The organism is Mesorhizobium sp. WSM4830, assembly GCF_055811495.1.
This window is the reverse complement of the sequence record NZ_JBVVQI010000005.1, coordinates 184,050-203,459: the sequence shown is the minus strand read 5'-3', so window position 1 is coordinate 203,459 and position 19,410 is coordinate 184,050. Positions and strand designations below refer to the sequence as shown.

At 63.5% G+C, this 19,410-nt stretch carries 16 protein-coding genes; 7 read left to right on the top strand and 9 right to left on the bottom strand.

All coding sequences use genetic code 11. The features are described from left to right. Positions 1 to 42: 42 nt before the first annotated feature. Together kynU and AC0L2Y_RS09670 are read left to right on the top strand one after the other, a co-directional pair. Positions 43 to 1,290, top strand: coding sequence for a kynureninase (gene kynU / locus AC0L2Y_RS09675; protein ID WP_473555681.1), 1,248 nt, complete (start codon positions 43 to 45; stop codon positions 1,288 to 1,290). Positions 1,291 to 1,382: 92 nt separating this feature from the next. Next, a complete protein-coding gene (locus tag AC0L2Y_RS09670; RefSeq protein ID WP_473555678.1) occupies positions 1,383 to 2,213 on the top strand; it encodes an alpha/beta hydrolase in 831 nt (276 codons plus the stop codon). A 7-nt stretch (positions 2,214 to 2,220) separates the two neighbouring features. Here AC0L2Y_RS09670 and AC0L2Y_RS09665 read toward each other — a convergent pair whose 3' ends face one another. The 5 genes from AC0L2Y_RS09665 to AC0L2Y_RS09645 are packed head-to-tail and all read right to left on the bottom strand — an operon-like array spanning position 2,221 to position 7,651. Next, on the bottom strand, positions 2,221 to 3,426 hold the full coding sequence (locus AC0L2Y_RS09665) for a molybdopterin molybdotransferase MoeA (protein ID WP_473555676.1): 1,206 nt from the start codon (positions 3,424 to 3,426) through the stop codon (positions 2,221 to 2,223). Beyond that, positions 3,426 to 3,932, bottom strand: a complete 507-nt coding sequence (moaC, locus tag AC0L2Y_RS09660; RefSeq protein WP_352492005.1) for a cyclic pyranopterin monophosphate synthase MoaC — start codon at positions 3,930 to 3,932, stop codon at positions 3,426 to 3,428. The genes AC0L2Y_RS09665 and moaC overlap by 1 nt, the downstream gene beginning before the upstream one ends. A gap of 2 nt (positions 3,933 to 3,934) precedes the next feature. Further along, a complete protein-coding gene (trpC, locus tag AC0L2Y_RS09655) occupies positions 3,935 to 4,747 on the bottom strand; it encodes an indole-3-glycerol phosphate synthase TrpC (RefSeq protein ID WP_473555674.1) in 813 nt (270 codons plus the stop codon). A 4-nt stretch (positions 4,748 to 4,751) separates the two neighbouring features. After that, entirely contained in the window at positions 4,752 to 5,762 is a 1,011-nt protein-coding gene (gene trpD / locus AC0L2Y_RS09650) for an anthranilate phosphoribosyltransferase (RefSeq protein WP_473555671.1), read from the bottom strand. Beyond that, positions 5,759 to 7,651 carry a SurA N-terminal domain-containing protein gene (locus tag AC0L2Y_RS09645; RefSeq protein ID WP_473555669.1) on the bottom strand — a complete coding sequence of 631 codons (1,893 nt, stop codon included), beginning with the start codon at positions 7,649 to 7,651 and terminating at the stop codon, positions 5,759 to 5,761. Before AC0L2Y_RS09645 ends, trpD begins: the two co-directional genes overlap by 4 nt. 143 nt (positions 7,652 to 7,794) lie before the next feature. Between AC0L2Y_RS09645 and tpiA the strand changes: the two genes are divergently transcribed. The 5 genes from tpiA to AC0L2Y_RS09620 all read left to right on the top strand — a co-directional run bounded on the left by tpiA (position 7,795) and on the right by AC0L2Y_RS09620 (position 12,826). Beyond that, positions 7,795 to 8,562 carry a triose-phosphate isomerase gene (gene tpiA / locus AC0L2Y_RS09640; protein ID WP_352492002.1) on the top strand — a complete coding sequence of 256 codons (768 nt, stop codon included), beginning with the start codon at positions 7,795 to 7,797 and terminating at the stop codon, positions 8,560 to 8,562. 163 nt (positions 8,563 to 8,725) lie between these two features. Next, a complete protein-coding gene (secG, locus tag AC0L2Y_RS09635) occupies positions 8,726 to 9,178 on the top strand; it encodes a preprotein translocase subunit SecG (RefSeq protein ID WP_254817294.1) in 453 nt (150 codons plus the stop codon). 199 nt (positions 9,179 to 9,377) lie between these two features. Next, on the top strand, positions 9,378 to 10,499 hold the full coding sequence (locus AC0L2Y_RS09630) for a L,D-transpeptidase (protein WP_473555666.1): 1,122 nt from the start codon (positions 9,378 to 9,380) through the stop codon (positions 10,497 to 10,499). Positions 10,500 to 10,646: 147 nt separating this feature from the next. Beyond that, complete coding sequence (locus AC0L2Y_RS09625; protein WP_292653532.1) at positions 10,647 to 12,275, top strand: CTP synthase; 1,629 nt, start codon at positions 10,647 to 10,649, stop codon at positions 12,273 to 12,275. An 11-nt stretch (positions 12,276 to 12,286) separates the two neighbouring features. After that, entirely contained in the window at positions 12,287 to 12,826 is a 540-nt protein-coding gene (locus tag AC0L2Y_RS09620) for a DUF1697 domain-containing protein (protein WP_473555664.1), read from the top strand. Positions 12,827 to 12,856: 30 nt separating this feature from the next. Here the strand turns inward: AC0L2Y_RS09620 and AC0L2Y_RS09615 are convergent, their stop codons facing one another. The 4 genes from AC0L2Y_RS09615 to AC0L2Y_RS09600 form a co-directional block, all read right to left on the bottom strand. Next, positions 12,857 to 14,314: an NCS1 family nucleobase:cation symporter-1 gene (locus tag AC0L2Y_RS09615; RefSeq protein ID WP_352491999.1), complete on the bottom strand. Its 1,458-nt coding sequence runs from the start codon at positions 14,312 to 14,314 to the stop codon at positions 12,857 to 12,859. 128 nt (positions 14,315 to 14,442) lie between these two features. After that, positions 14,443 to 15,285, bottom strand: coding sequence for a trehalose-phosphatase (gene otsB, locus AC0L2Y_RS09610; RefSeq protein WP_473555661.1), 843 nt, complete (start codon positions 15,283 to 15,285; stop codon positions 14,443 to 14,445). After that, positions 15,282 to 17,063, bottom strand: coding sequence for an alpha,alpha-trehalose-phosphate synthase (UDP-forming) (locus tag AC0L2Y_RS09605; protein WP_352466252.1), 1,782 nt, complete (start codon positions 17,061 to 17,063; stop codon positions 15,282 to 15,284). The genes otsB and AC0L2Y_RS09605 overlap by 4 nt, the downstream gene beginning before the upstream one ends. A 178-nt stretch (positions 17,064 to 17,241) precedes the next feature. Beyond that, complete coding sequence (locus AC0L2Y_RS09600) at positions 17,242 to 19,404, bottom strand: amylo-alpha-1,6-glucosidase (protein ID WP_352491996.1); 2,163 nt, start codon at positions 19,402 to 19,404, stop codon at positions 17,242 to 17,244. Between the last annotated feature and the right edge of the window lie 6 nt (positions 19,405 to 19,410).

The window sequence follows — 19,410 nt, the reverse complement described above, 5'->3', positions numbered from 1 at the left end:
CGTGTCCGGCGTTGCGTTGGATCTTGGGGGAGCAGGCAAATCATGACAGGAATTCCCGATCTCGTGGCCGTAAAGGCGATGGATGCCGCGGATCCGCTGCGCGCGATGCGCGACCGCTTTGTGTTGCCGCAAGGAGTGATCTATCTCGACGGCAATTCGCTAGGAGCTGCTTCACGTGCCGCTTTCGATGAATTGCGCAAGGCCGCGACCGAAGAATGGTCGCATGATCTTATCCGCGCCTGGAACGTGGCCGGCTGGTTCAACATGCCGCTCGAACTCGGCGACCAGCTCGGGCGCCTGATTGGCGCCGCGGCCGGCCAGACGGTGGTCTGCGACACGACGTCGGTCAACATCTACAAGCTGCTGCACGCCGCCATGGCTATGCGACCGGAGCGGCAGGTCATCGTCGCCGAGGGCGATAGCTTTCCGACGGACCTCTACATGGCTGAGGGTGTGGTTTCGACGCGAAAAGATACGCTGCTGCGCCTCTCGGGGGTCGACGCGCCGAGCATCGAGGAGCTGATCGACGCACGCACCGCCGTGGTGCTGGTCAACCACGTCAACTACAAGTCGGGCGAACTGCGCGACATGCCGGCGCTGACGCGCAGGGCCCAGGAAGCCGGGGCGATGATCGTCTGGGATCTCTGCCACACCGCCGGTGCGATGCCAGTCGAGCTCGACAAGGCAAAAGCCGATTTTGCCGTTGGCTGCACTTACAAATATCTGAATGGCGGACCGGGCGCGCCTGCCTTCATCTATGCGGCTGAGCGGCATCTTGCCGACATCCAGCAGCCGCTCACCGGCTGGTGGGGCCATGCACGGCCCTTCGCCTTCGAGCCAGGCTATGCGGCCGGCACCGGCATCCGCCGGTTTCTGTGCGGCACCCAGCCGATCCTGTCGATGCGCACGCTGAAGGGCGCGCTCGACATCTGGAACGATGTCGACATGACGGCGGTGCGCAAGAAGAGCATTGCGCTGGCCGATCTGTTCATCGAGCTTGTCGAGGCAAAGTGCGGCACTTACGGGCTCACGCTCGAAAGCACGCGCGACGGGGAAAAACGCGGCAGCCAGATTTCATTCATGCATGAGCATGGCTACCAGATCATGCGCGCGCTGATCGAACGTGGCGTGATCGGCGATTTTCGCGCGCCATCGACCATGCGCTTCGGCTTCACCCCGCTCTATGTCGGCTATGCCGATGTCTGGCAGGCCGTCGAAGTGCTTGAGGACATCCTGCGCACCGGTGCGTGGAAGGATGCGCGCTTCGCCATCAAGGCGGCTGTCACTTGAGATTGATGCGAGAGCTGGAGCCGTGAGGCTGGCGACGACGCGCCGCGCGATGCTTTGCGTTGCAAGGCCATATTGCCAGGGGAGGGCGCAGGGTGTTCGAACGTCACATTGCCGATTGGGATAACGCCTATGCCAACGGCGCCAATATAGCCGGCAGCGATCGCTGGCCGGCGGCCTGGATCGAGCCAGCGCGGGTTTTCCGCGACGTGCTTTCGACCGAGGGCAGGGCGCGGCTCGACTTGGCCTATGGCGATAAACCACGCAACCGTCTCGATCTTTTCCTGCCGGCCACCAAGCCCAAGGGGCTCGTGGTGTTCGTCCATGGCGGCTACTGGATGGCATTCGACAAGAGTTTCTGGTCGCATCTTGCCGCTGGCCCTGTTGATCGCGGCTATGCGGTTGCGATGCCGTCCTACACGCTCTGTCCGCAGATACGCATTGCCGGCATCGTCAAGGAAGTCGGCGCGGCGATCGGCACAGCGGCGGCGATGGTCGCAGGGCCGCTGATGCTGACCGGACACTCGGCCGGCGGCCATCTTGTTAGCCGGATGGTTACGGCGACGACGCCGCTGGCGCCCGAAGTGGTCCGGCGCGTTCGTCGCGTGGTGTCGATCTCGGGAGTGCACGATTTGCGCCCGATCATGTGCACCGGCATGAACGAGACGCTGGCGATCGATGAGGCCGAGGCGCAGGCCGAAAGCCCGGTGCTGCTGCGCCCGATGGACAAGGCCCGCCTGACCTGCTGGGCCGGCGGCGGCGAGCGCGCCGAATTCCTGCGCCAGAGCGCGGTGCTGGCCAACATCTGGATCGGCCTAGGTGCCTCGACCAGCTCTGTGGTCGAGCCTGACCGGCACCATTTCAACATCATCGACGGTTTGGCCGATCCAGACCATCGGCTGACCCAGGCCTTGATCTCGGAGTGAGGCAGGTTCAGCGTAGCATCAGCACGTCGCAGGGGGAGCCCGCCGCCGCGGCAGGCGCGAACGGCGCGCGGACGATCAATCCGTTGGCATCGGCCAGCATTTTCAGCATCGAGGAGTCCTGGATGCCGAACGGCGTCGCCGCGAGGGTGCCGGCGTCGTCTGTGACAACAGCCCGCACATAATCCTGCCTGAGATCGTTGGCCGGCATGGCAGCACCGAGCCGTGCCCGACGCATATCCTGCTGAAAGGCGCGGCCGCCGAGCCGCGCCAGCAGCGGCTTCAGGAAGAGCTGAGTGCAGACCAGGCTTGCCACCGGATTGCCGGGCAGGCCGATGCAGCGAATGTCGCCCAGCCGCCCGAACATCAGCGGCTTGCCCGGCCGCATGGCGATCTTCCAGAAATCGAGCGTCATGCCTTGCCCGGTCAGCACGTCATGGACGAAGTCGTGGTCACCGACCGAGGCACCGCCCAGCGTGACGATGACGTTCGCGCCAGCCTTCACGGCCTTTTCAACCAATGCGGCGATCGCCTCCCTGCGGTCCGGTGCGATGCCAAGGTCGAGCGCGCGCGCACCGACCGACTGTGTGGCAGCGGCGACACCATAGGCGTTGGAGGAGATGATCTGGTCGGGGCCAAGATTGCTGCCCGGCGGCAGCAATTCGTCGCCGGTTGCGATGATGGCGACCAGCGGCCGTTTGACCACGCGGACCTCGGGGTGGTTGGCCGACGCAGCCAGCGACAAGGCCGCCGGATCGAGCAGGCGGCCCTTGGGCAGCAGGACATCGCCCTTGGCGAAATCGAGCCCGAGGCGGCGGATGTTGCGCCCCTGCACCGTCGGCTCCGTCACTTCTACGACACCGCCGCCGAGATCGCGGACGTTCTCCTGGATGACGATGGTGTCGGCGCCTTCGGGAAGCGGCGCGCCGGTGAAGATACGCACGGCCTGCCCCTGCTGCACCGTTCCGGCAAAGCCGCGTCCGGCCGGCGCCACGCCGACCACCGAAAGCTTTGCCGGTACGGACGCGATATCGGCCGCCCGCACGGCATAGCCGTCCATGGCGGAAGCGTTGAACGGCGGCTGGGTGCGGAGCGCCACAACCGGCTCCGCCAGCACGCGGTCGGCGGCATCCAGCAGTGCGACGCGTTCGCCCGGCAGCGCTGCTGCGCCGTCCAGCAGGCGCTCGAGCGCCTCGGCAACCGGGACCAGCGCCATTATCGGCCTGCCCCGGTGGCCCCGCCTCCGGTGATCTTGTAGTCGCCGGATTTGCCGCCGGTCTTTTCAACCAGCCTGATGCCCGAGATGACCATGGCGCGGTCGACCGCCTTGGCCATGTCGTAGATGGTCAGGCAAGCGACCGAGACGGCACTCAGAGCCTCCATCTCAACGCCGGTCTTGCCGGTGACGCGGGTCAATGCTGTCACCTTCAGGCCGGGCAGCGCGGCGTCCGCCTCGATATCGACAGATATCCTGGTCAGCAGCAGCGGATGGCAAAGCGGGATCAGTTCGTGCGTCTTCTTGGCCGCCATGATGCCGGCAATGCGCGCGGTGCCGAGCACGTCGCCCTTCTTGGCATCGCCAGCGAGGATCATGTCCAGCGTCTCGGACCGCATCGACACGAAGCCCTCGGCGACTGCCGTCCGCACCGTCTCAGCCTTGTCACCGACATCGACCATGTTGGCTTCGCCCTGCGCGCCAAGATGGGTGAGGGCGGCCGCCATCGTCAGATCGCCTCTGCCGGCGCCTTGCCCGTCAACAGCAGGCGCGTTGCCGCGGCCACGTCCTGCTGGCGCATCAGGCTCTCGCCGACCAGGAAAGTCGCAATGCCGCTCTGCTCCAGCCGGCGGCAATCGTCGTGCGAAAAGATACCGCTCTCACTGACCAGATGGCGGTCGGCCGGCACCATCGCTACCAGCCGCTCCGAGGTCTCGAGGCTGGTTTCGAAGCTCCGGAGATTGCGGTTGTTGATTCCAATCAGCCGCGACGACAGCTGCAGCGCGCGTTCCATTTCAGCTTCGTCATGCACTTCGACCAGCGCGTCCATGCCGAGCCCGAAGGCTGTCGCTTCGAGTTCTCTTGCCAACGCGTCGTCGACGCTGGCCATGATGATCAGGATGGCATCGGCGCCCCAGGCCCTGGCCTCGTAGATCTGATAGGGGTCGAACAGGAAATCCTTGCGCAAGGCAGGCAGGTCGACGGCAGTGCGCGCAGCAGTGAGGAATTCGGGCGCGCCTTGGAAGGAGGGTGCGTCGGTCAGCACCGAAAGGCAGGCGGCACCGCCTTCCGCATAGGCCCTGGCCAGCGCCGGCGGATCGAAATCGGCGCGGATCAGGCCTTTCGATGGGCTAGCCTTCTTGATTTCGGCAATCAGCGCGAACCCGCCGGATTTGCGCTTTGCCTCAAGGGCGGAAAGAAAGCCGCGCGGCGCGTCGGCATCCGTCGCCTGTGCCTTGATTTCGGCAAACGGCACTTGCGCCTTGGCCGCCGCGATCTCGTCGCGCTTGTAAGCCTCGATGTTGCGCAGGATGTCGGACATAATTCTAACCGTTCGAAATCTCGACCAGCCTGTCGAGCACTTTCAGCGCGCGGCCGCTGTCGATGGCCTGCGCCGCCGTCACCATGCCGTCGGCAAGTGTCGTCACCTTGCCGGCCACCACCAGCCCGGCGCCGGCATTCATCAGCACCGTATCGCGAAAGGCGCCGGCAGCGCCGCCCAGCATGTCGCGCAGTGCCTGGGCGTTGTGGGCGGCGTCGCCGCCGCGCAACTCGTCCTTGGTGTGACGCTTCAGCCCGACGGCTTCCGGGGTCAGCGTAAAGCTGCGGATCTCGCCGCCGGCCAGTTCGGCGACAAGTGTCTCGCCGGTGGTGGTGATCTCGTCATATCCGTCGCCATGGACGATCCAGGCATGGTCGGCACCAAGTTCCTTCAACGTTTCTGCCACCGGCATGATCCATTCGGGCAGGAACACGCCGACCATCTGCCGTCTGACACTGGCCGGATTGGAAAGCGGGCCCAGCAGGTTGAAGATGGTGCGGGTTCCGAGCTCGACCCGGGTCGGGCCGACATGCTTCATCGCCGGGTGATGCGCCGGCGCGAACATGAAGCCAACGCCGGCCTCTTGGATGCAGCGGCCGATCGTCTCCGGAGGGATGTCGATCTTGACGCCCAATGCGATCAGCACATCGGCGGCGCCAGTCAGCGAGGACAGTCCGCGATTGCCGTGCTTGGCGACGGGCACGCCGCTGCCGGCGATGACGAAAGCGGATGCGGTCGAAATGTTGACGCTGTGCGAGTTGTCGCCGCCGGTGCCGACAATGTCGATGGCGCCCTCGGGAGCTTCGACGCGCAGCATCTTGGCGCGCATGGTGGCGACGGCGCCGGCGATCTCGCTGACGGTCTCACCGCGCACGCGCAATGCCATCAGGAAGCCGCCGATCTGGCCGGGGGTGGCATCGCCCGACATGATAATGTCGAAGGCCTCGCGCGCCTCCTCGAAAGAAAGGGCGCTGCCGGCGGCGACCTTGGCGATGTGGATCTTCAGCGCGCTCATCTGGCCAGGGCTTGGGTTACGGCCGCCTGATCGATGCGGACGTCATATTGCGTCTGCAGCTGCGCCACCAACTGGTCGAGCAGGTCGTCGGACATACCGGAGGTGAAGGATTTCTGAGCGTCCTCGGGTACTGAGCTGGCATCGGCCCCGGCAGGCTCGAACACCTCGGCAACCTTGAACAGGATCTGTCCGTCGCCTGTAGGTGAGGGGATCAGCCCGGTGCCTCCTTCGCCGACGCCGAACATCGCGGCAGCCCCTTCCTTGCCGAAATCGACGTCGTCAGCATCGCGCTTGACGCCGCGCTTGGTCTGCTTTTCGAGCTTGAGCTCACCGGCGATCACCTCGAGCGTGGCGCCGGCCTTGAGACGCTTCTCGAGCTCTTGTGCCTTTGCGCTAAGCCGTTTGGTAGTCTCAGCCGCGGTCCAGTCGGCCACGACCTTCTGGCGGACTTCGTCCAATGTGCGGTCACGGGCCGGCGTGATCGCGCTCACATCGTAGAAAACGAAGCCGTTATCGGCGGTGGTGAGGCCTTCATTGTCGGTTCCGGGTTCGGACTCGAACACCGCCTTGATGAGTGCCGGCGATTCCGGCAGGTCTTTGACGATGCTTTCATCCGGCCTTCGGCCGGTGCGGTCGATAGCGTCGATGGTGACGACCTTCAGCTTCAATTTGGCGGCGGCCTCGGCGAGCGAACTGCCCGAGGCGCGCGTATCCTCGTAATTGTCGTGCACGTCCAGCAAGATGCGGCTTGCCTCGCCCAGTGCCAGGTCCTTGCGGATCTGCTCGGACACTTCGGCCAGCGGCTTCACCACTTCGGGCTTGATCTCGGTGACGCGCAGCAGAACGGGGCCAAAGGCGCCTTGCACGACCGGGCTGACTTCATTGACGTTGAGCTTGAAGGCAGCATCGGCAACCGCCTTGTCGGCGATCTTGTCCTTGGCCAGCGTGCCGAGCAGCGTGTCGGCTGGTGTCTTGCCTTCAGCGGCGACGATCTTGTCGAAGGTCGCGCCGGTCCTGAGCGAATCGAGCGCCGCCTTTGCGGCATCAGGCGTCTTGAATACAAGCTGCTCGATGGTGCGCATCTCCGGCGTGGTGTAGCGCGCCTTGTTCTTGTTGTAGTCGTCGCTGACCTGTTGGTCGGTCACCGCGCTCAAATCCATGATGTCTTCCGGTTCGAGCCTAACATAGGAGAACTTGCGGTATTCGGGTGCGGCGTAGGTTTTCTTGTTTTCCTCGAAATAGGCCGAAAGCACGCTGTCGGACGGCGCTTCTATCGGCTCGACAAGCGATTTCGGCAAGGTCAGGTAGTCGATGGTGCGATCTTCGCCGCGATAGAGCGCGACCGCCTTGAAGAATGTATCCGGGGCCTTGAGGCCATCCGAAACCGCCTCGACGATCTGCTGGCGGACCGCGACCTGGGCTCGGTTCTTCAAATAGTCTTCCGGCCGCATGCCGATCTGCCGAAGCAGGTACTCGAAGGTTCTCCTGTCGAAGGTTCCGGCAGGCCCTTTGAACGCCGGGTCCTCACGCGTCAGTTCGGCAAGCCGGTCCTTTGACAGGCCGAGGCCGAGCTTGCGGGCCTGCTCGTCGAGGACAGCGCCTGACACGAGTTGCGCCAGCACCTGGTTGTCGATGCCGAGCGCCGTCGCCTGCTCACGGCTGATGCGCTGGCCGAATTGCTGCGACATGACACTCAACTGGCGATCGTAGGCGAGGCGGTATTCGTTGATCGAGACCTTGGTGCCTCCGGCCGTAATCACGGCGTCATGGCCGGCAAGACCGCCCATCAGCCGTCCCGAGATGCCCCAGATGGCGAAGCTCAACACCAACAATGACAGCAGCAGTTTCGCGACCCAGGTCCCCGCCGCGCTTCTCAACATACCAAGCATGAGTACTTCCGATTTTTGCGCATTTTCGCATGCGCCGAGTCTGAAACAAGCGCAATAGCGCCCTTCCTGCCCACTGTCGATTGCTTTGTGGCCTGATTTTGATAGTGAGGGCCAGCTTGAAATTGCCCGGAGAAACAAATCCCATGACGCCTGGAATCCGCCCGCTCGTCGCCGGCAACTGGAAAATGAACGGCACCAGCGCCTCGCTCAACGAGCTCAGGATGATCGGCAACGGCTTCATGAGTGGGCTCGACGCCGAGACCGAAGCGGTGGTCTGCGTGCCGGCGACCCTGCTTGCGCACGCCGCCGAGATTCTGTCGCGCACGCCGGTGCGGGCCGGCGGAGAGGATTGCCACACCGAGGAAAGCGGCGCCTATACCGGCTGCATTTCGGCCGAGATGCTGAAGGATGCAGGTGCCAGCCATGTCATCGTCGGCCATTCCGAATGCCGCGCCGATCGCAAGGAGGACGATGCCTTGGTGCAGGCCAAGGCCTCCGCCGCATGGCGCGCCGGGCTGGTGGCCATCGTCTGCATTGGTGAGACAAGAGCCGAACGCGAAGCAGGAGCCACGCTCGACGTGCTGTCGCGCCAGGTCGCTGGCTCGGTCCCGCCAAACGCCACGGCTTCCAACACCATTATCGCCTATGAGCCAATATGGGCGATCGGCACGGGCTTGACCCCAACCGCCGCCGACGTCGCCGAGGCACATGCGCATATCCGCGAAGAACTGGCGCGGAAGCTCGGCAATACGGCGGCCAAGATGCGCATTCTCTACGGCGGCTCGGTCAAGCCGTCCAACGCCGTCGAGTTGCTCGGCGTGAGGAATGTCGATGGCGCGCTGGTCGGCGGCGCCAGCCTGAAGGCGGCGGACTTCCTCGGCATCGCGGAAGCCTATCGAAACATCGCTTGATACAGGAGCTGCTTGCTGCATTTGAGCGGACGGCCGGCGCCGAAATCGTTGCAAAGGACGCATTGCTTCCCATATTCCGGCCACGGGCTTGGAAATGCCGTCAAAGCATTGTATTGAGCCGCCTCCAAATCAGCGGCCGCGCAAGGCCTTGCCAGGATAAATTATGGAAACCGTACTGATCGTCGTCCACCTCATGGTCGTGCTCGCGCTTGTCGGCGTGGTGCTGCTGCAGCGCTCCGAAGGCGGCGGCCTCGGCATCGGCGGCGGATCGGGCTTCATGACCGCGCGAGGCGCCGCCAATGCGCTGACGCGGGCGACGGCGATCCTGGCTGCCGCTTTCTTCGTCACTTCGCTGACACTGTCGATCGTAGCGCGCTATGGCGAGAAGCCGATCGACATTCTCGATCGCGTGCCAGCGACCTCGGACGGGGCAGGCAAGGGCGTACTCAACCAATTGCCCGGAACCACGACGCCGACGCCGCCTTCGGGCACCACGGCGCCGACCCCGCCGTCCGGCAATGGCGCGGCAACGACGCCGCCGGCAACCGCTCCGGCGACGCCGCCAGCGACAAACGGCGCCACCGCGCCGGCCACGCCGCAGGTCCCCAACCAGTAATCGGGCATCTTATGCCGCGATCTGTTGTCGTTTGAACACAGTCGCGGCAAATGCCGCACGATCACGAAGATTCGACCGCGCCCTACGCTTGAGGCGCTTCCGGCTAATCGATTATAGATTGCGCGCGGCATTCTCGGCGTCCTTGGGGGGCGCCGGGCGACGCCGTGGGCAACAAGCATTGAACGATCGGATCTTCCCCATGCAGCTTCGCAGCTTCATTTTTGCCGGCCTTTGTGCCGTGCTCAGCCTAGGTGCGCCCGCTTACGCGGCCATGCCGACGGCAAATTCGGCCCATAAAGCCGCGACAACAACCAACGTCGTCAACGTCGCTGCCAAAAGCGATGCGGCGCAATTGAAGCTACTCAAGAAGAAGAAAGATCCGACGCCGGACGACCTTGCACAGATCCGCAAGATCGAAGCCAAGATCGTAGCCGACAAGGAAGCCGCTCGCGCCAAGGCACTTGAAGCCAGGAAGCTGGCGATGCGCGAGGCGGCGAAAGCCAAGGCCGATGCGGAACGGCAGGCATTCCTTGCCAAGAAGAGCCAGCCGGTCGCGGCGGTCAAAGTGGCTGATGCCAAGCCGGCCAAGAAGAAGACCCTCAACATTATCGAACCTATTGCACCCATTGCGCCGATCCAGTCGGCCGAGCCGATCCCGGCCGAGGCGATGAACGTTGCGCTGACCGGCAACAATGGCGAGTTGCGCAGCGAACCGGTCGGGCAGAAGCCGCAAAGCGTCGGGCTGTTCGCGGGACTGTTCGGCGGCACATCCTCTTCGTCGATGTCGCTGCTTCCGGAAACACGCGCGCTCGACGCCGCGCTCGAAAGGAAGCAAGCCAAGCGGCAGTTCAAGGTCAAGCCGGAGTTCGTGCCGCAGGAGGTCGAATTCACCGGCTACAACCCCGGCACCATCGTCATCGATACCAGCGCCCGTCGTCTCTACCTCGTCGAATCATCGTCAACCGCCCGCCGTTATGCCATCGCGGTCGGCCGGGAAGGCCTGCAGTTCAAGGGGACGGTTGCCGTCGGCGACAAGCAGGAATGGCCGCGCTGGATTCCGACGCTGGATATGCAAAAGCGCGAACCCAAGCACTATGGCCAGTACAAGGACGGCATGCCCGGCGGCGGCGACAATCCGCTCGGTGCGCGCGCCATCTATCTCTACGACGGCAAAAAGGACACCCACCTGCGCATTCACGGCACCATAGCGCCGCAGTCGATCGGAACCAGCGCCTCCAATGGCTGCTTCCGCATGATCAACGAGCACGTCATGGACCTTTACCGCCGGGTGAAAGTAGGCACCAAAGTCGTCATCATCTGACGCTTTGACAGATCGTGCCAAAAGGGCCGGCCTCGCCGGCCCTTTTGTTTTGATACGCCAACGACCAGAGCGCCTTCTTGGGAAAAAGCCTTCGCGGCGGTTTTTTCTCTGGCGGAATCAATTCGGCCGCGTTAAGCGATGACTCCCATGGCGCGATATGTATTCATCACAGGCGGCGTGGTTTCCTCACTTGGAAAAGGCATTGCTGCAGCGGCCCTTGGGGCTCTCTTGCAGGCGCGAGGCTATCGCGCACGCATCAAAAAGCTCGATCCCTATCTCAATGTCGATCCCGGCACGATGTCGCCCTATCAGCACGGCGAAGTCTTCGTGACCGATGACGGGGCCGAGACCGATCTCGATCTTGGCCATTATGAGCGCTTCACCGGCCGCTCGGCCAACCAGCAAGATAACATCACCACCGGCCGCATCTATAAGAACATCATCGAGCGCGAGCGGCGCGGCGACTATCTCGGCGCCACCGTGCAGGTCATTCCGCACGTCACCGACGAGATCAAGAACTTCGTCCTCAACGGCAACGACGACTACGATTTCGTGCTGTGCGAGATCGGCGGCACCGTCGGCGACATCGAAGCGATGCCGTTCCTGGAGGCGATCCGCCAGCTCGGCAACGACCTGCCGCGCAACAACGCCGTCTACGTCCATCTGACCTTGATGCCTTACATCCCGACGGCAGGCGAACTGAAGACCAAGCCGACGCAGCATTCGGTCAAGGAGTTGCGCGGCATCGGCATTGCGCCCGACATACTGCTGGTCCGGGCCGACCGGCCGATCCCCAAGGAAGAGCGCAGAAAGCTGTCGCTGTTCTGCAATGTCCGCGAAAGCGCCGTCATCCAGGCGCTCGACGTCCCGCATATCTACGACGTGCCGATGGCCTATCACAATGAAGGGCTCGACTCGGAAGTTCTGGCCGCGTTCGGCATCGATCCGGCGCCGAAGCCGCGCATGGAACGCTGGCAAGCAGTATCCAACCGCATCCACAATCCGGAAGGCGAAGTAACCATTGCCGTCGTCGGCAAATATACCGGTCTCAAGGACGCCTACAAATCGCTGATCGAGGCGCTGTCGCATGGCGGCCTCGCCAACCGGGTCAAGGTCAAGCTCGACTGGATCGAAAGCGAGATATTCGAGAAGGAAGACCCGGCGCCGTGGCTGGAAAAGGTCCATGGCATTCTCGTCCCCGGCGGCTTTGGCGAGCGCGGCTCGGAGGGCAAGATCCTGGCGGCGAAGTTCGCGCGCGAGCGCAAGGTGCCGTATTTCGGCATCTGCTTCGGCATGCAGATGGCCTGCATCGAGGCGGCGCGTTCGCTGGCTGGTGTCGAGCACGCATCATCGACCGAGTTCGGCCCGACCGCGGAGCCGGTCGTCGGGTTGATGACCGAATGGCTGAAGGGCAACATGCTGGAGAAGCGCAGGGAAACCGGCGACCTCGGCGGTACCATGCGGCTCGGTGCCTACCAGGCCGACCTCGCCAAGGGATCGAAGATCGCCGAGATCTATGGCGATACGCAGATTTCCGAACGCCATCGCCACCGCTACGAGGTCAATGTCGACTACAAGGAGCGGCTCGAGGATTGCGGCCTGGTGTTTGCCGGCATGTCGCCGGACGGCGTGCTACCGGAAACGGTCGAATATCCCGACCACCCCTGGTTCATCGGCGTGCAGTACCATCCCGAGTTGAAAAGCCGGCCGCTCGATCCGCACCCGCTGTTTGCCAGCTTCATCGAAGCGGCGGTAGAGCAGTCGCGGCTGGTCTAGACTAGCCGCCCATGCAAACTTACGTCGCGCTGCTCTACAGCATTGTCCTGGGCGAGGGGCGGCGGGTCGTCATGTCCGATCTCAAGGCGATGGCGGAAGGCCTGGGTCTGAATAACCCGCGCACGCTGGTGGCGACCGGCAATCTGGTTTTCGAGGTGCAAGAAACAGAACTCGCGGCATTGGAGCAGCGGCTGGAGGCGGCGTTCGCAAAGACTTTTGGCCGCCACGTCGACATCATCGTGCGCGGCGCGGATGATTGGCTGAAGCTCGCGGCCGGCAATCCATTTCCAGCCGATTCGGTCGCCGCTGCCGATCAAGTCGCGGTACGCGTGATGCGGGCGCCCGTTCCCGCGGAGGCCGCAGCGGCGCTTGAGGCCTATGCCGGCACGGGCGAGAAGCTGCGGATTGTCGGCGGCGACATCTGGATCGTCTTTTCCCGCGAGACGCCGAGTTCGCCGCTGCTTGCAGCGGTCAGTCACAAACGTCTCGGCATCGGCACCTCGCGCAACTGGAACACCGTGCGCCGCCTTGCCGAAATGGTCGCAGAATGAACGGGGCGGCTTGCGCCGCCCCGAATCCGCTCAAGCCTTCGCTATCCTGGCTCCAGCACCGAGTGCCATCGTGCGCAGCACGTAATAGATGACGCCGGCAATTGCCACGCCGAAGAACCAGCCATAGACGCCCCACCATGACGGCAGCAGGCTGGTGAAGTTGGGCAGGATCGAGGAGAAAACCGCGCCGATACCGGCGGCGATGAAGGCATTGACATGCCAGCCGCCTTGAAAGCGGAATTCGCCATTCTCCCTGTAGAGTGCCTCGACGTCGACCTCGCCCTTCCGGATCAGGTAGTAGTCGACCATCATCACGCCGAAGATCGGCCCCATCGTCGCGCCAATGATGTTGACGAAGGAGGCGGCACCGCCTTCCCAGGGCGCGAATGGATAGAGCACAAGCGCGATCAGCGCCGCGATGTAGCCGCCTTTCTTGAAGTCGATCTGGCGTGGAAAGACGTTGGAGAAGTCGAACGCCGGCGACACGAAATTCGCCACCACATTGATGCCGAGCGTCGCCACCGCAAAGGTCAGGGCTGCGAGCGCCGCCAGGAACCAGCTGTCGAATTTCGCCGAGATCTGGTCGGGATGCAGCAGCACCTCGCCATAGACGTCGAAGGCGGCGATCGTGGTGACGCCGGCGACCAGCGAGAACAGGATAAGATTGACCGGCAGGCCCCAGATGTTGCCCTTGCGCAGCGATGCCTTGTCCGGGGCGTAGCGCGCGAAATCGCAGAAGTTGAGATAGAGTGCGGAGAAATAGGTCACCCAGATCGCCGCCACCGCAAACAGCGAGGTCCAGGAGCCCGGCGTGCCCGGCACGCCCGCGTCCTTTGTCTTTTCCAGCAGCACATCCATCGGGATGTCGCTGGTGAAGGCGAAGGTGCCTGCCTTGATGCAAAGATAGATCGCCAGGATCAGCATCATCACCCACACCGCCGGTCCGGCCCAATCTTGGAAGCGGCGCACCGTTTCCATGCCCTTCTGGATGATCAGGAGCTGCAGCGCCCAGATGACGACGAAGCAGATCACCTCGAGCCCGGAGTGGCCGAGGAAATGTGTGCTCTGGTTGAAGTCGGCGAACCATTGCGAGCGGATCAGCAGGGCTACGATCGCGCCGGAGGCGGCCGCCGTCTGCGCACCGTACCAGAAGCAGGCGACGATGGCGCGCACCAGCGCCGGTATGTTGGCGCCCCAGATGCCGAAGGAGGCACGCGCCAGGACAGGGTAGGGCACCCCGGTCTTCACGCCGGCATAGCCGACCATGTTCATCAACGCATAGATGATCAGCGAACCGATACCGATGGCGATGATGAAGTTGACGAAGCCGCCGCAAAACAGGAACAGGCTGGCCGCCAGATAGTAGCCCCACAGGCTGTGGACGTCCGACGTCCAGACGTTGAAGATCGAGAACGGTCCCCAGTTTCGAACCTTCGCCGGGGCGAGATCCTCATTGTACAGGTCCGGTGATGCGCCTTGTATGGTCATTGCTATGTCCTCCCCTTGCAACCGCACGCGCCTCCACGCATGGCACGCAGGTTAAGCCTGACGCAGGGGAACCGGCAAGCAGACGATTTGCCGGCTTTGGACTCAAAGGCCTTCAATGAGAAACGCGCTTATCGGTCGGACGATGCCGTGGCTGCGATATTGAGCTTCGCCGCTGATTCGGTCGCTGCTTGCTTGCCGGCCGGTCGAGCACCGGCCACCGCCGACGTCTCGAAACTGGCTTCGAGCCAGGCTATCGCGCCGGTCACGTCATCGAGGGCATAGTTTGCGGCCGTCGGTCCGTTCGGCTTCACGCGGATGGAGATGCCGCCGATTTCATTGATCGCCTCGAAACCGTGTTCGTCCGATGTATCGTCTCCGAGGAATATCGGCCGCCGGCCGACAAAGGGCGGAATGTCCATAAAACGCCGGATGGCAGCACCTTTGACGGCCTCCAAAGGCATGAGCTCGACGCCGGCGTTTCCCGGAAGCACCCGATAACCCTTCGGAAGCCGGGCCAAGGCCTGCTCGACCAGCTGGATTGCGGGCGCAAGCAGTTGCGGTGCTGCTCTTGTATGAACGGCAAGGACCGGCCCCTTGCGCTCGACATAGACCTTGCCGCTGCCCAGTTCGGCCTCGATCTCGTCGGCAAGGGCGGCGATGTCGGCCGGCGCGTCGGCGGCATCGATCGGACCGCTCGGCGTCAGCCGGTGCTCCAGGCCATACAGTCCGGCGATCCGCAGCTTCAGCGGATGGAACAGCTTGTCCACGGCGGGAATCGATCGGCCGGTGATGAAGGCGACCGCACCATCCAGCCGCCGCTCTATGCGTCCGAGCAGATTGCGCAATTCCTCGCCGACGAACACTGCGTCGGGATGGGCAGCGTGCTCCAGCAGAGTTCCGTCGATGTCAAGGAAGAGCGCCCATTGCCCTGCCGACAGGTTCAACGCCGGCGGTTGTTCAAAGCTTTTCACGATGCTGCCTTCCGTGCCCGCTCGAACATCGAGATGACGTTGTTGGTGTTCGATGGCGGGCGCTCGCCGGTTCCGGTCACCCTGTCGAGATCGCCGCGTTTGCGCAGGCGCGCCGCATCCAGCAGCATGCTGCCGGCCCAGCGGTAGACATTGTTGTCGCGGACCATCTCGCGCATCGGCCGCAAACGCTCGCGCTGCTCGTCCGGCGTCATCGTCAGCGCCTGCAACAGCGCCTCACTCATCATGGCCGCATCGTAGGGGTTGACGATCAGTGCTTCCAGCAGTTCGCGCGAGGCACCGGCAAAGGTGCTGAGCAAAAGCACGCCCTGTTCGTCGTCGCGCGCCGCGACGAATTCCTTGGCGACGAGGTTCATGCCGTCATGCAGACTGGTGACCATGCAGATGTCGGCGGCGCGATAGACCTCGTAGACCTGCTCCTGCCGATGATGTTCGGCGACCATCAGGATAGGGCTGTATGTCTCGCTGCCATAGCGCCGGTTGAGTTCCTCGGCACAGCGACGGCATTCGTCATGGAGTTGCTGGTAGGCGGGCAATGTCCCCCGGCTCGGCGCCGCGATCTGCAGGAAAACCACCTTGCCTATCCATTCGGGATATCTCGTGAACAATTCGTCCAGGGCATGGAAGCGATCGAGAATGCCTTTCGTGTAGTCGAGGCGCTCGACGCCAACGCAAAGTTTGGTATCCGCAGACAGGCCGAATCTGTCGCGCACGCTGGCGCGGCACTCCTCCACAGACGGCAGTTTTGCCAGCAATTGGGCCGGCCATTCTATGGAAATGGGATAGGCGTGGACCAATGTGGTCTGCCCACCATAGGAGATTGCCGCGTCTGCCCGTTCGATCCGGCTCTCCAGAAAGCGGTCGACACTTTCGGTGAAGTTGTTGGCATGGAATTGGGTATGAAAGCCGATGATCGAACTGCCTAGCAGTCCTTCCAGGATCCGCTCACGCCACGGACAGATGCTGAACACTTCCGAATTGGGCCACGGGATATGCCAGAATGTGATGACGATGGCGTCCGGCAGGCGCTGGCGAATCATGCGCGGCAGCAGCGCGAAATGGTAGTCCTGCACCAGCACGATCGGCCGTTCGTTGCGGGCTTCGGCAACCACCGTATCGGCGAACTTGCGGTTGACAGCCTCGTAGGCGTCCCAGTCCGAGGCGCGAAACACGGGGCGGGTGAAGGCGATATGGCAAAGCGGCCATAGGCCCTCATTGGCGAAGCCTAGATAATAGCCTTGATATTCCTCCTCCGTCAGCCAGACCCTGCGCAGCGTGTAGGACGGGTTGCCGGGCGGCACCTGCACCCGGTCGTCCTTGTCGACGGTGAGGCGGTCTGCGGTGCCGCCGCCATAGGCGATCCAGGTGCCGGCACAGGCGCGGGTGATGGGTTCGAGTGCCGACACCAGCCCGCTGGCCGGTACCAAAAGTTGCACCCCGTCATCCTTGATGTTGTGGATGTAGGGTTCGCGGTTGGACACCACGATGACCTGTGCGTCCGGCAGGTCGTCGGCCAGGATCTTGCGCAAGGTGTCGGGCGACCATGTGACCAGTGCCGCATCGGCCGACTGGCCGTTCTTTTCGAACTCGCGCAGCACCTTGCGTGCCGCTTCCGACGCGACATCCTCGCTCGGCGTGTATGCGGCCGCCGTTGCGCGGCCGCGGCGCTGGCGGGATATCGATAGGAGAATGGCAAAAGCGGAAAAGCCAAAACTTGCAATCAGCAAAACCCAGAGCAGGTTTACGGTATAATCTGACATGGAATGTGATCTCGCCTCCGGCCGGCCGATAGCCGTTTTTTATTTGTTTTTCTGGTTCGCTGCCGCGTGACGACGACAGCATCCCCCGCTGCCCCTTTTTGCAACGCACAAAGAGGCTATCGGTTCCGGACGATTGCAATGCCGGGCGTCATTTTCGACGCGCCGCAGCGCGCCGGCATCAAGTGCGCACGATGAGCGGCACCATCCCTTCATACCGATCGGCGAGAAAGGCGACGACCCGGTCGCCGACACGCTGGAATGTGAGGTCGACCACCGTCGAGCCGACACCCAGATGCCGCAATGTCAACGTGTCGATGCCGATCGGCAGCCTTGGGCGGGTGACCCGGATTTCGCTGTTCCAGCCGTCGATTTCGAGGCCAAGGCAGGCCTGCATCAGCATGAAGGCCGATCCCGCCGACCAGGCTTGCGGCAGGCACGCGACCGGATAGGCGATGGGCGCTTCGCCCGGCGACCGGGTAAAGCCGCAGAACAGTTCCGGCAGCCGCATGTTGAAATGGACAGCCGATTCGAACGTGCCGCTCATCAGCCGGACCACGCTGTCGCGCACGCCATAACGTGCCAGGCCGGCACCGCACATGGCGGTGTCGTGCGGCCAGATCGAGCCATTGTGGTAGGACATCGGATTGAAGAATATCGCATCGTCGGCCAGCGTCCTCACTCCCCAACCAGAGTGGAACGACGCTGAGAGCAGCTGATCGGCGACCATCTGCGCCCGTTCCGGCTCGGGCAGCCCGACATAGAGGAGATGGCCGGCATTCGACGTCCGTACCTTGCAGAGCTCGCCCGCACCATCGATCGCCAGTGCATAGAAATTGAGATCGTCCATCCAGAAATGGCGTTCAACCGCGGCGCGCATGGTTTCAGCGCGTTCCTCCCAGTGATCGGCCTTGTCGTCCTCGCTGCGGCGGCGGGCGAGCGCCGCCAGCCCACGGAACGCGGCAAAGACGTAGCCTTGCACCTCGACCAGGGCGATCGGCCCCTTGGGCATGCGGCCATCGGCATGGAAGACGGAATCGAAACTGTCCTTCCAGCCCTGGTTGGCGAGGCCGGTCTCGGCGCCGCGCTGGTAGGTAACGAAGCCGGTCGCGCGGCTTGTCTCCTCCGTCCATTCGGCCGCTGCACAGAGCGATGGCCACAGACTGTCGACGAACGCCATGTCGCCGGTACGATCCGCATAGGCGCAAGCGAGATGAATGTAGAGCGGCGTGGTATCGACACCGCCGTAGTAGCGGCCGAACGGCAGCTCCCGCAGCGCTGCCATCTCGCCCTTGCGGGTCTCGTGCATGATCTTGCCCGGCTGCGAATCGCTGAACGGCGACGTTTCGGTTGCCTGATGCTGTGCGAGAAAGGCGAGTACGCCGCGCGCCAGCCCGGGATTCAGCCACAGCATCTGCAGTGCGGAGATCACCCCGTCACGGCCAAATGCCGTCGAGAACCAGGGTATACCGGCATAGGGGTAAGGTCCGGTTGCAAGCTCGGTGGTCAGCAGCGCCACATCCGCGCGCGCGCGTTCGATCCAGTCGTTGAAGACGCGGCCGGAGCTGTGCACCGTCGCACCGTGGCGGCGTTTGGCGCGCATGCCGAAGCGAGCGCGGGCGGCGGCAGCCCGAAAACGGTCGCGGTCGGGTGTCTCCGCCACTTCCGGGCCGACCTCGATATAGAGGACCTCGCTGCTGCGCTTCGTCACTGCAACCAGGAAATCCGCACGGCTGGCGGTCAAATTGTCCGGCGCCTGCGAGAACGAGATCGCCGATAGGCGCACGAGCTGGTCCAGACCGTCATATCGAAGCACCACCGATGTCGGACTGGTCTCGGCGGCGTGGGCAATCCCGCGCTTGAGCCGGGTCGAACCGCGCACCTCGAACATGTCACGGAAATCCGCTGCGAAATGCAATGAAACCCGAATGGCCGACGATTCCTGGCTGTAGTTGGAAAGGGTGATGCGCTCGAACAGCCGGTCCTGCCAAAGCAGCCTGACGCGTTCTATGTGGATCGCGCCCTGCGGAATGTCGCGACCACCGACACTCTGGATCGGCAAATTGGTCAGGTTCGAGGTGAAAAGCACATTGTCCTGGCTGAGCGATGCGCCCAGCAGCGACATTTGCCGGCCACCGACCGTCAGCCGGAATTCCGAAAGCACACGCGTGTCGTCCCGGAAAAAGCCATCGCCGGCGCCGCGGATGTCGCCATAGGCGTCGGCCACCGCGAAGCAGTCGCCTTGCTTGAGGGCGAACAGCCGGTGCGGCTCCCGGGGCGCAACCTCGTCGAGGGAGGCAAGGGCTACGGCGGGATCAAGCTTACGCTCGTCGAGTTGATTCATATGTCA

What these genes read in the sequence shown, in the direction of transcription:
- AC0L2Y_RS09615 (WP_352491999.1), bottom strand. Translation starts at nt 14,314, where the DNA reads ATGACCATACAAGGCGCATCACCGGACCTGTACAATGAGGATCTCGCC.
- AC0L2Y_RS09625 (WP_292653532.1), top strand. Translation starts at nt 10,647, where the DNA reads ATGGCGCGATATGTATTCATCACAGGCGGCGTGGTTTCCTCACTTGGA.
- moaC (WP_352492005.1), bottom strand. Translation starts at nt 3,932, where the DNA reads ATGGCGGCCGCCCTCACCCATCTTGGCGCGCAGGGCGAAGCCAACATG.
- AC0L2Y_RS09630 (WP_473555666.1), top strand. Translation starts at nt 9,378, where the DNA reads ATGCAGCTTCGCAGCTTCATTTTTGCCGGCCTTTGTGCCGTGCTCAGC.
- trpC (WP_473555674.1), bottom strand. Translation starts at nt 4,747, where the DNA reads ATGTCCGACATCCTGCGCAACATCGAGGCTTACAAGCGCGACGAGATC.
- tpiA (WP_352492002.1), top strand. Translation starts at nt 7,795, where the DNA reads ATGACGCCTGGAATCCGCCCGCTCGTCGCCGGCAACTGGAAAATGAAC.
- AC0L2Y_RS09645 (WP_473555669.1), bottom strand. Translation starts at nt 7,651, where the DNA reads ATGCTTGGTATGTTGAGAAGCGCGGCGGGGACCTGGGTCGCGAAACTG.
- AC0L2Y_RS09665 (WP_473555676.1), bottom strand. Translation starts at nt 3,426, where the DNA reads ATGGCGCTGGTCCCGGTTGCCGAGGCGCTCGAGCGCCTGCTGGACGGC.
- trpD (WP_473555671.1), bottom strand. Translation starts at nt 5,762, where the DNA reads ATGAGCGCGCTGAAGATCCACATCGCCAAGGTCGCCGCCGGCAGCGCC.
- kynU (WP_473555681.1), top strand. Translation starts at nt 43, where the DNA reads ATGACAGGAATTCCCGATCTCGTGGCCGTAAAGGCGATGGATGCCGCG.
- AC0L2Y_RS09620 (WP_473555664.1), top strand. Translation starts at nt 12,287, where the DNA reads ATGCAAACTTACGTCGCGCTGCTCTACAGCATTGTCCTGGGCGAGGGG.
- secG (WP_254817294.1), top strand. Translation starts at nt 8,726, where the DNA reads ATGGAAACCGTACTGATCGTCGTCCACCTCATGGTCGTGCTCGCGCTT.
- AC0L2Y_RS09600 (WP_352491996.1), bottom strand. Translation starts at nt 19,404, where the DNA reads ATGAATCAACTCGACGAGCGTAAGCTTGATCCCGCCGTAGCCCTTGCC.
- AC0L2Y_RS09605 (WP_352466252.1), bottom strand. Translation starts at nt 17,063, where the DNA reads ATGTCAGATTATACCGTAAACCTGCTCTGGGTTTTGCTGATTGCAAGT.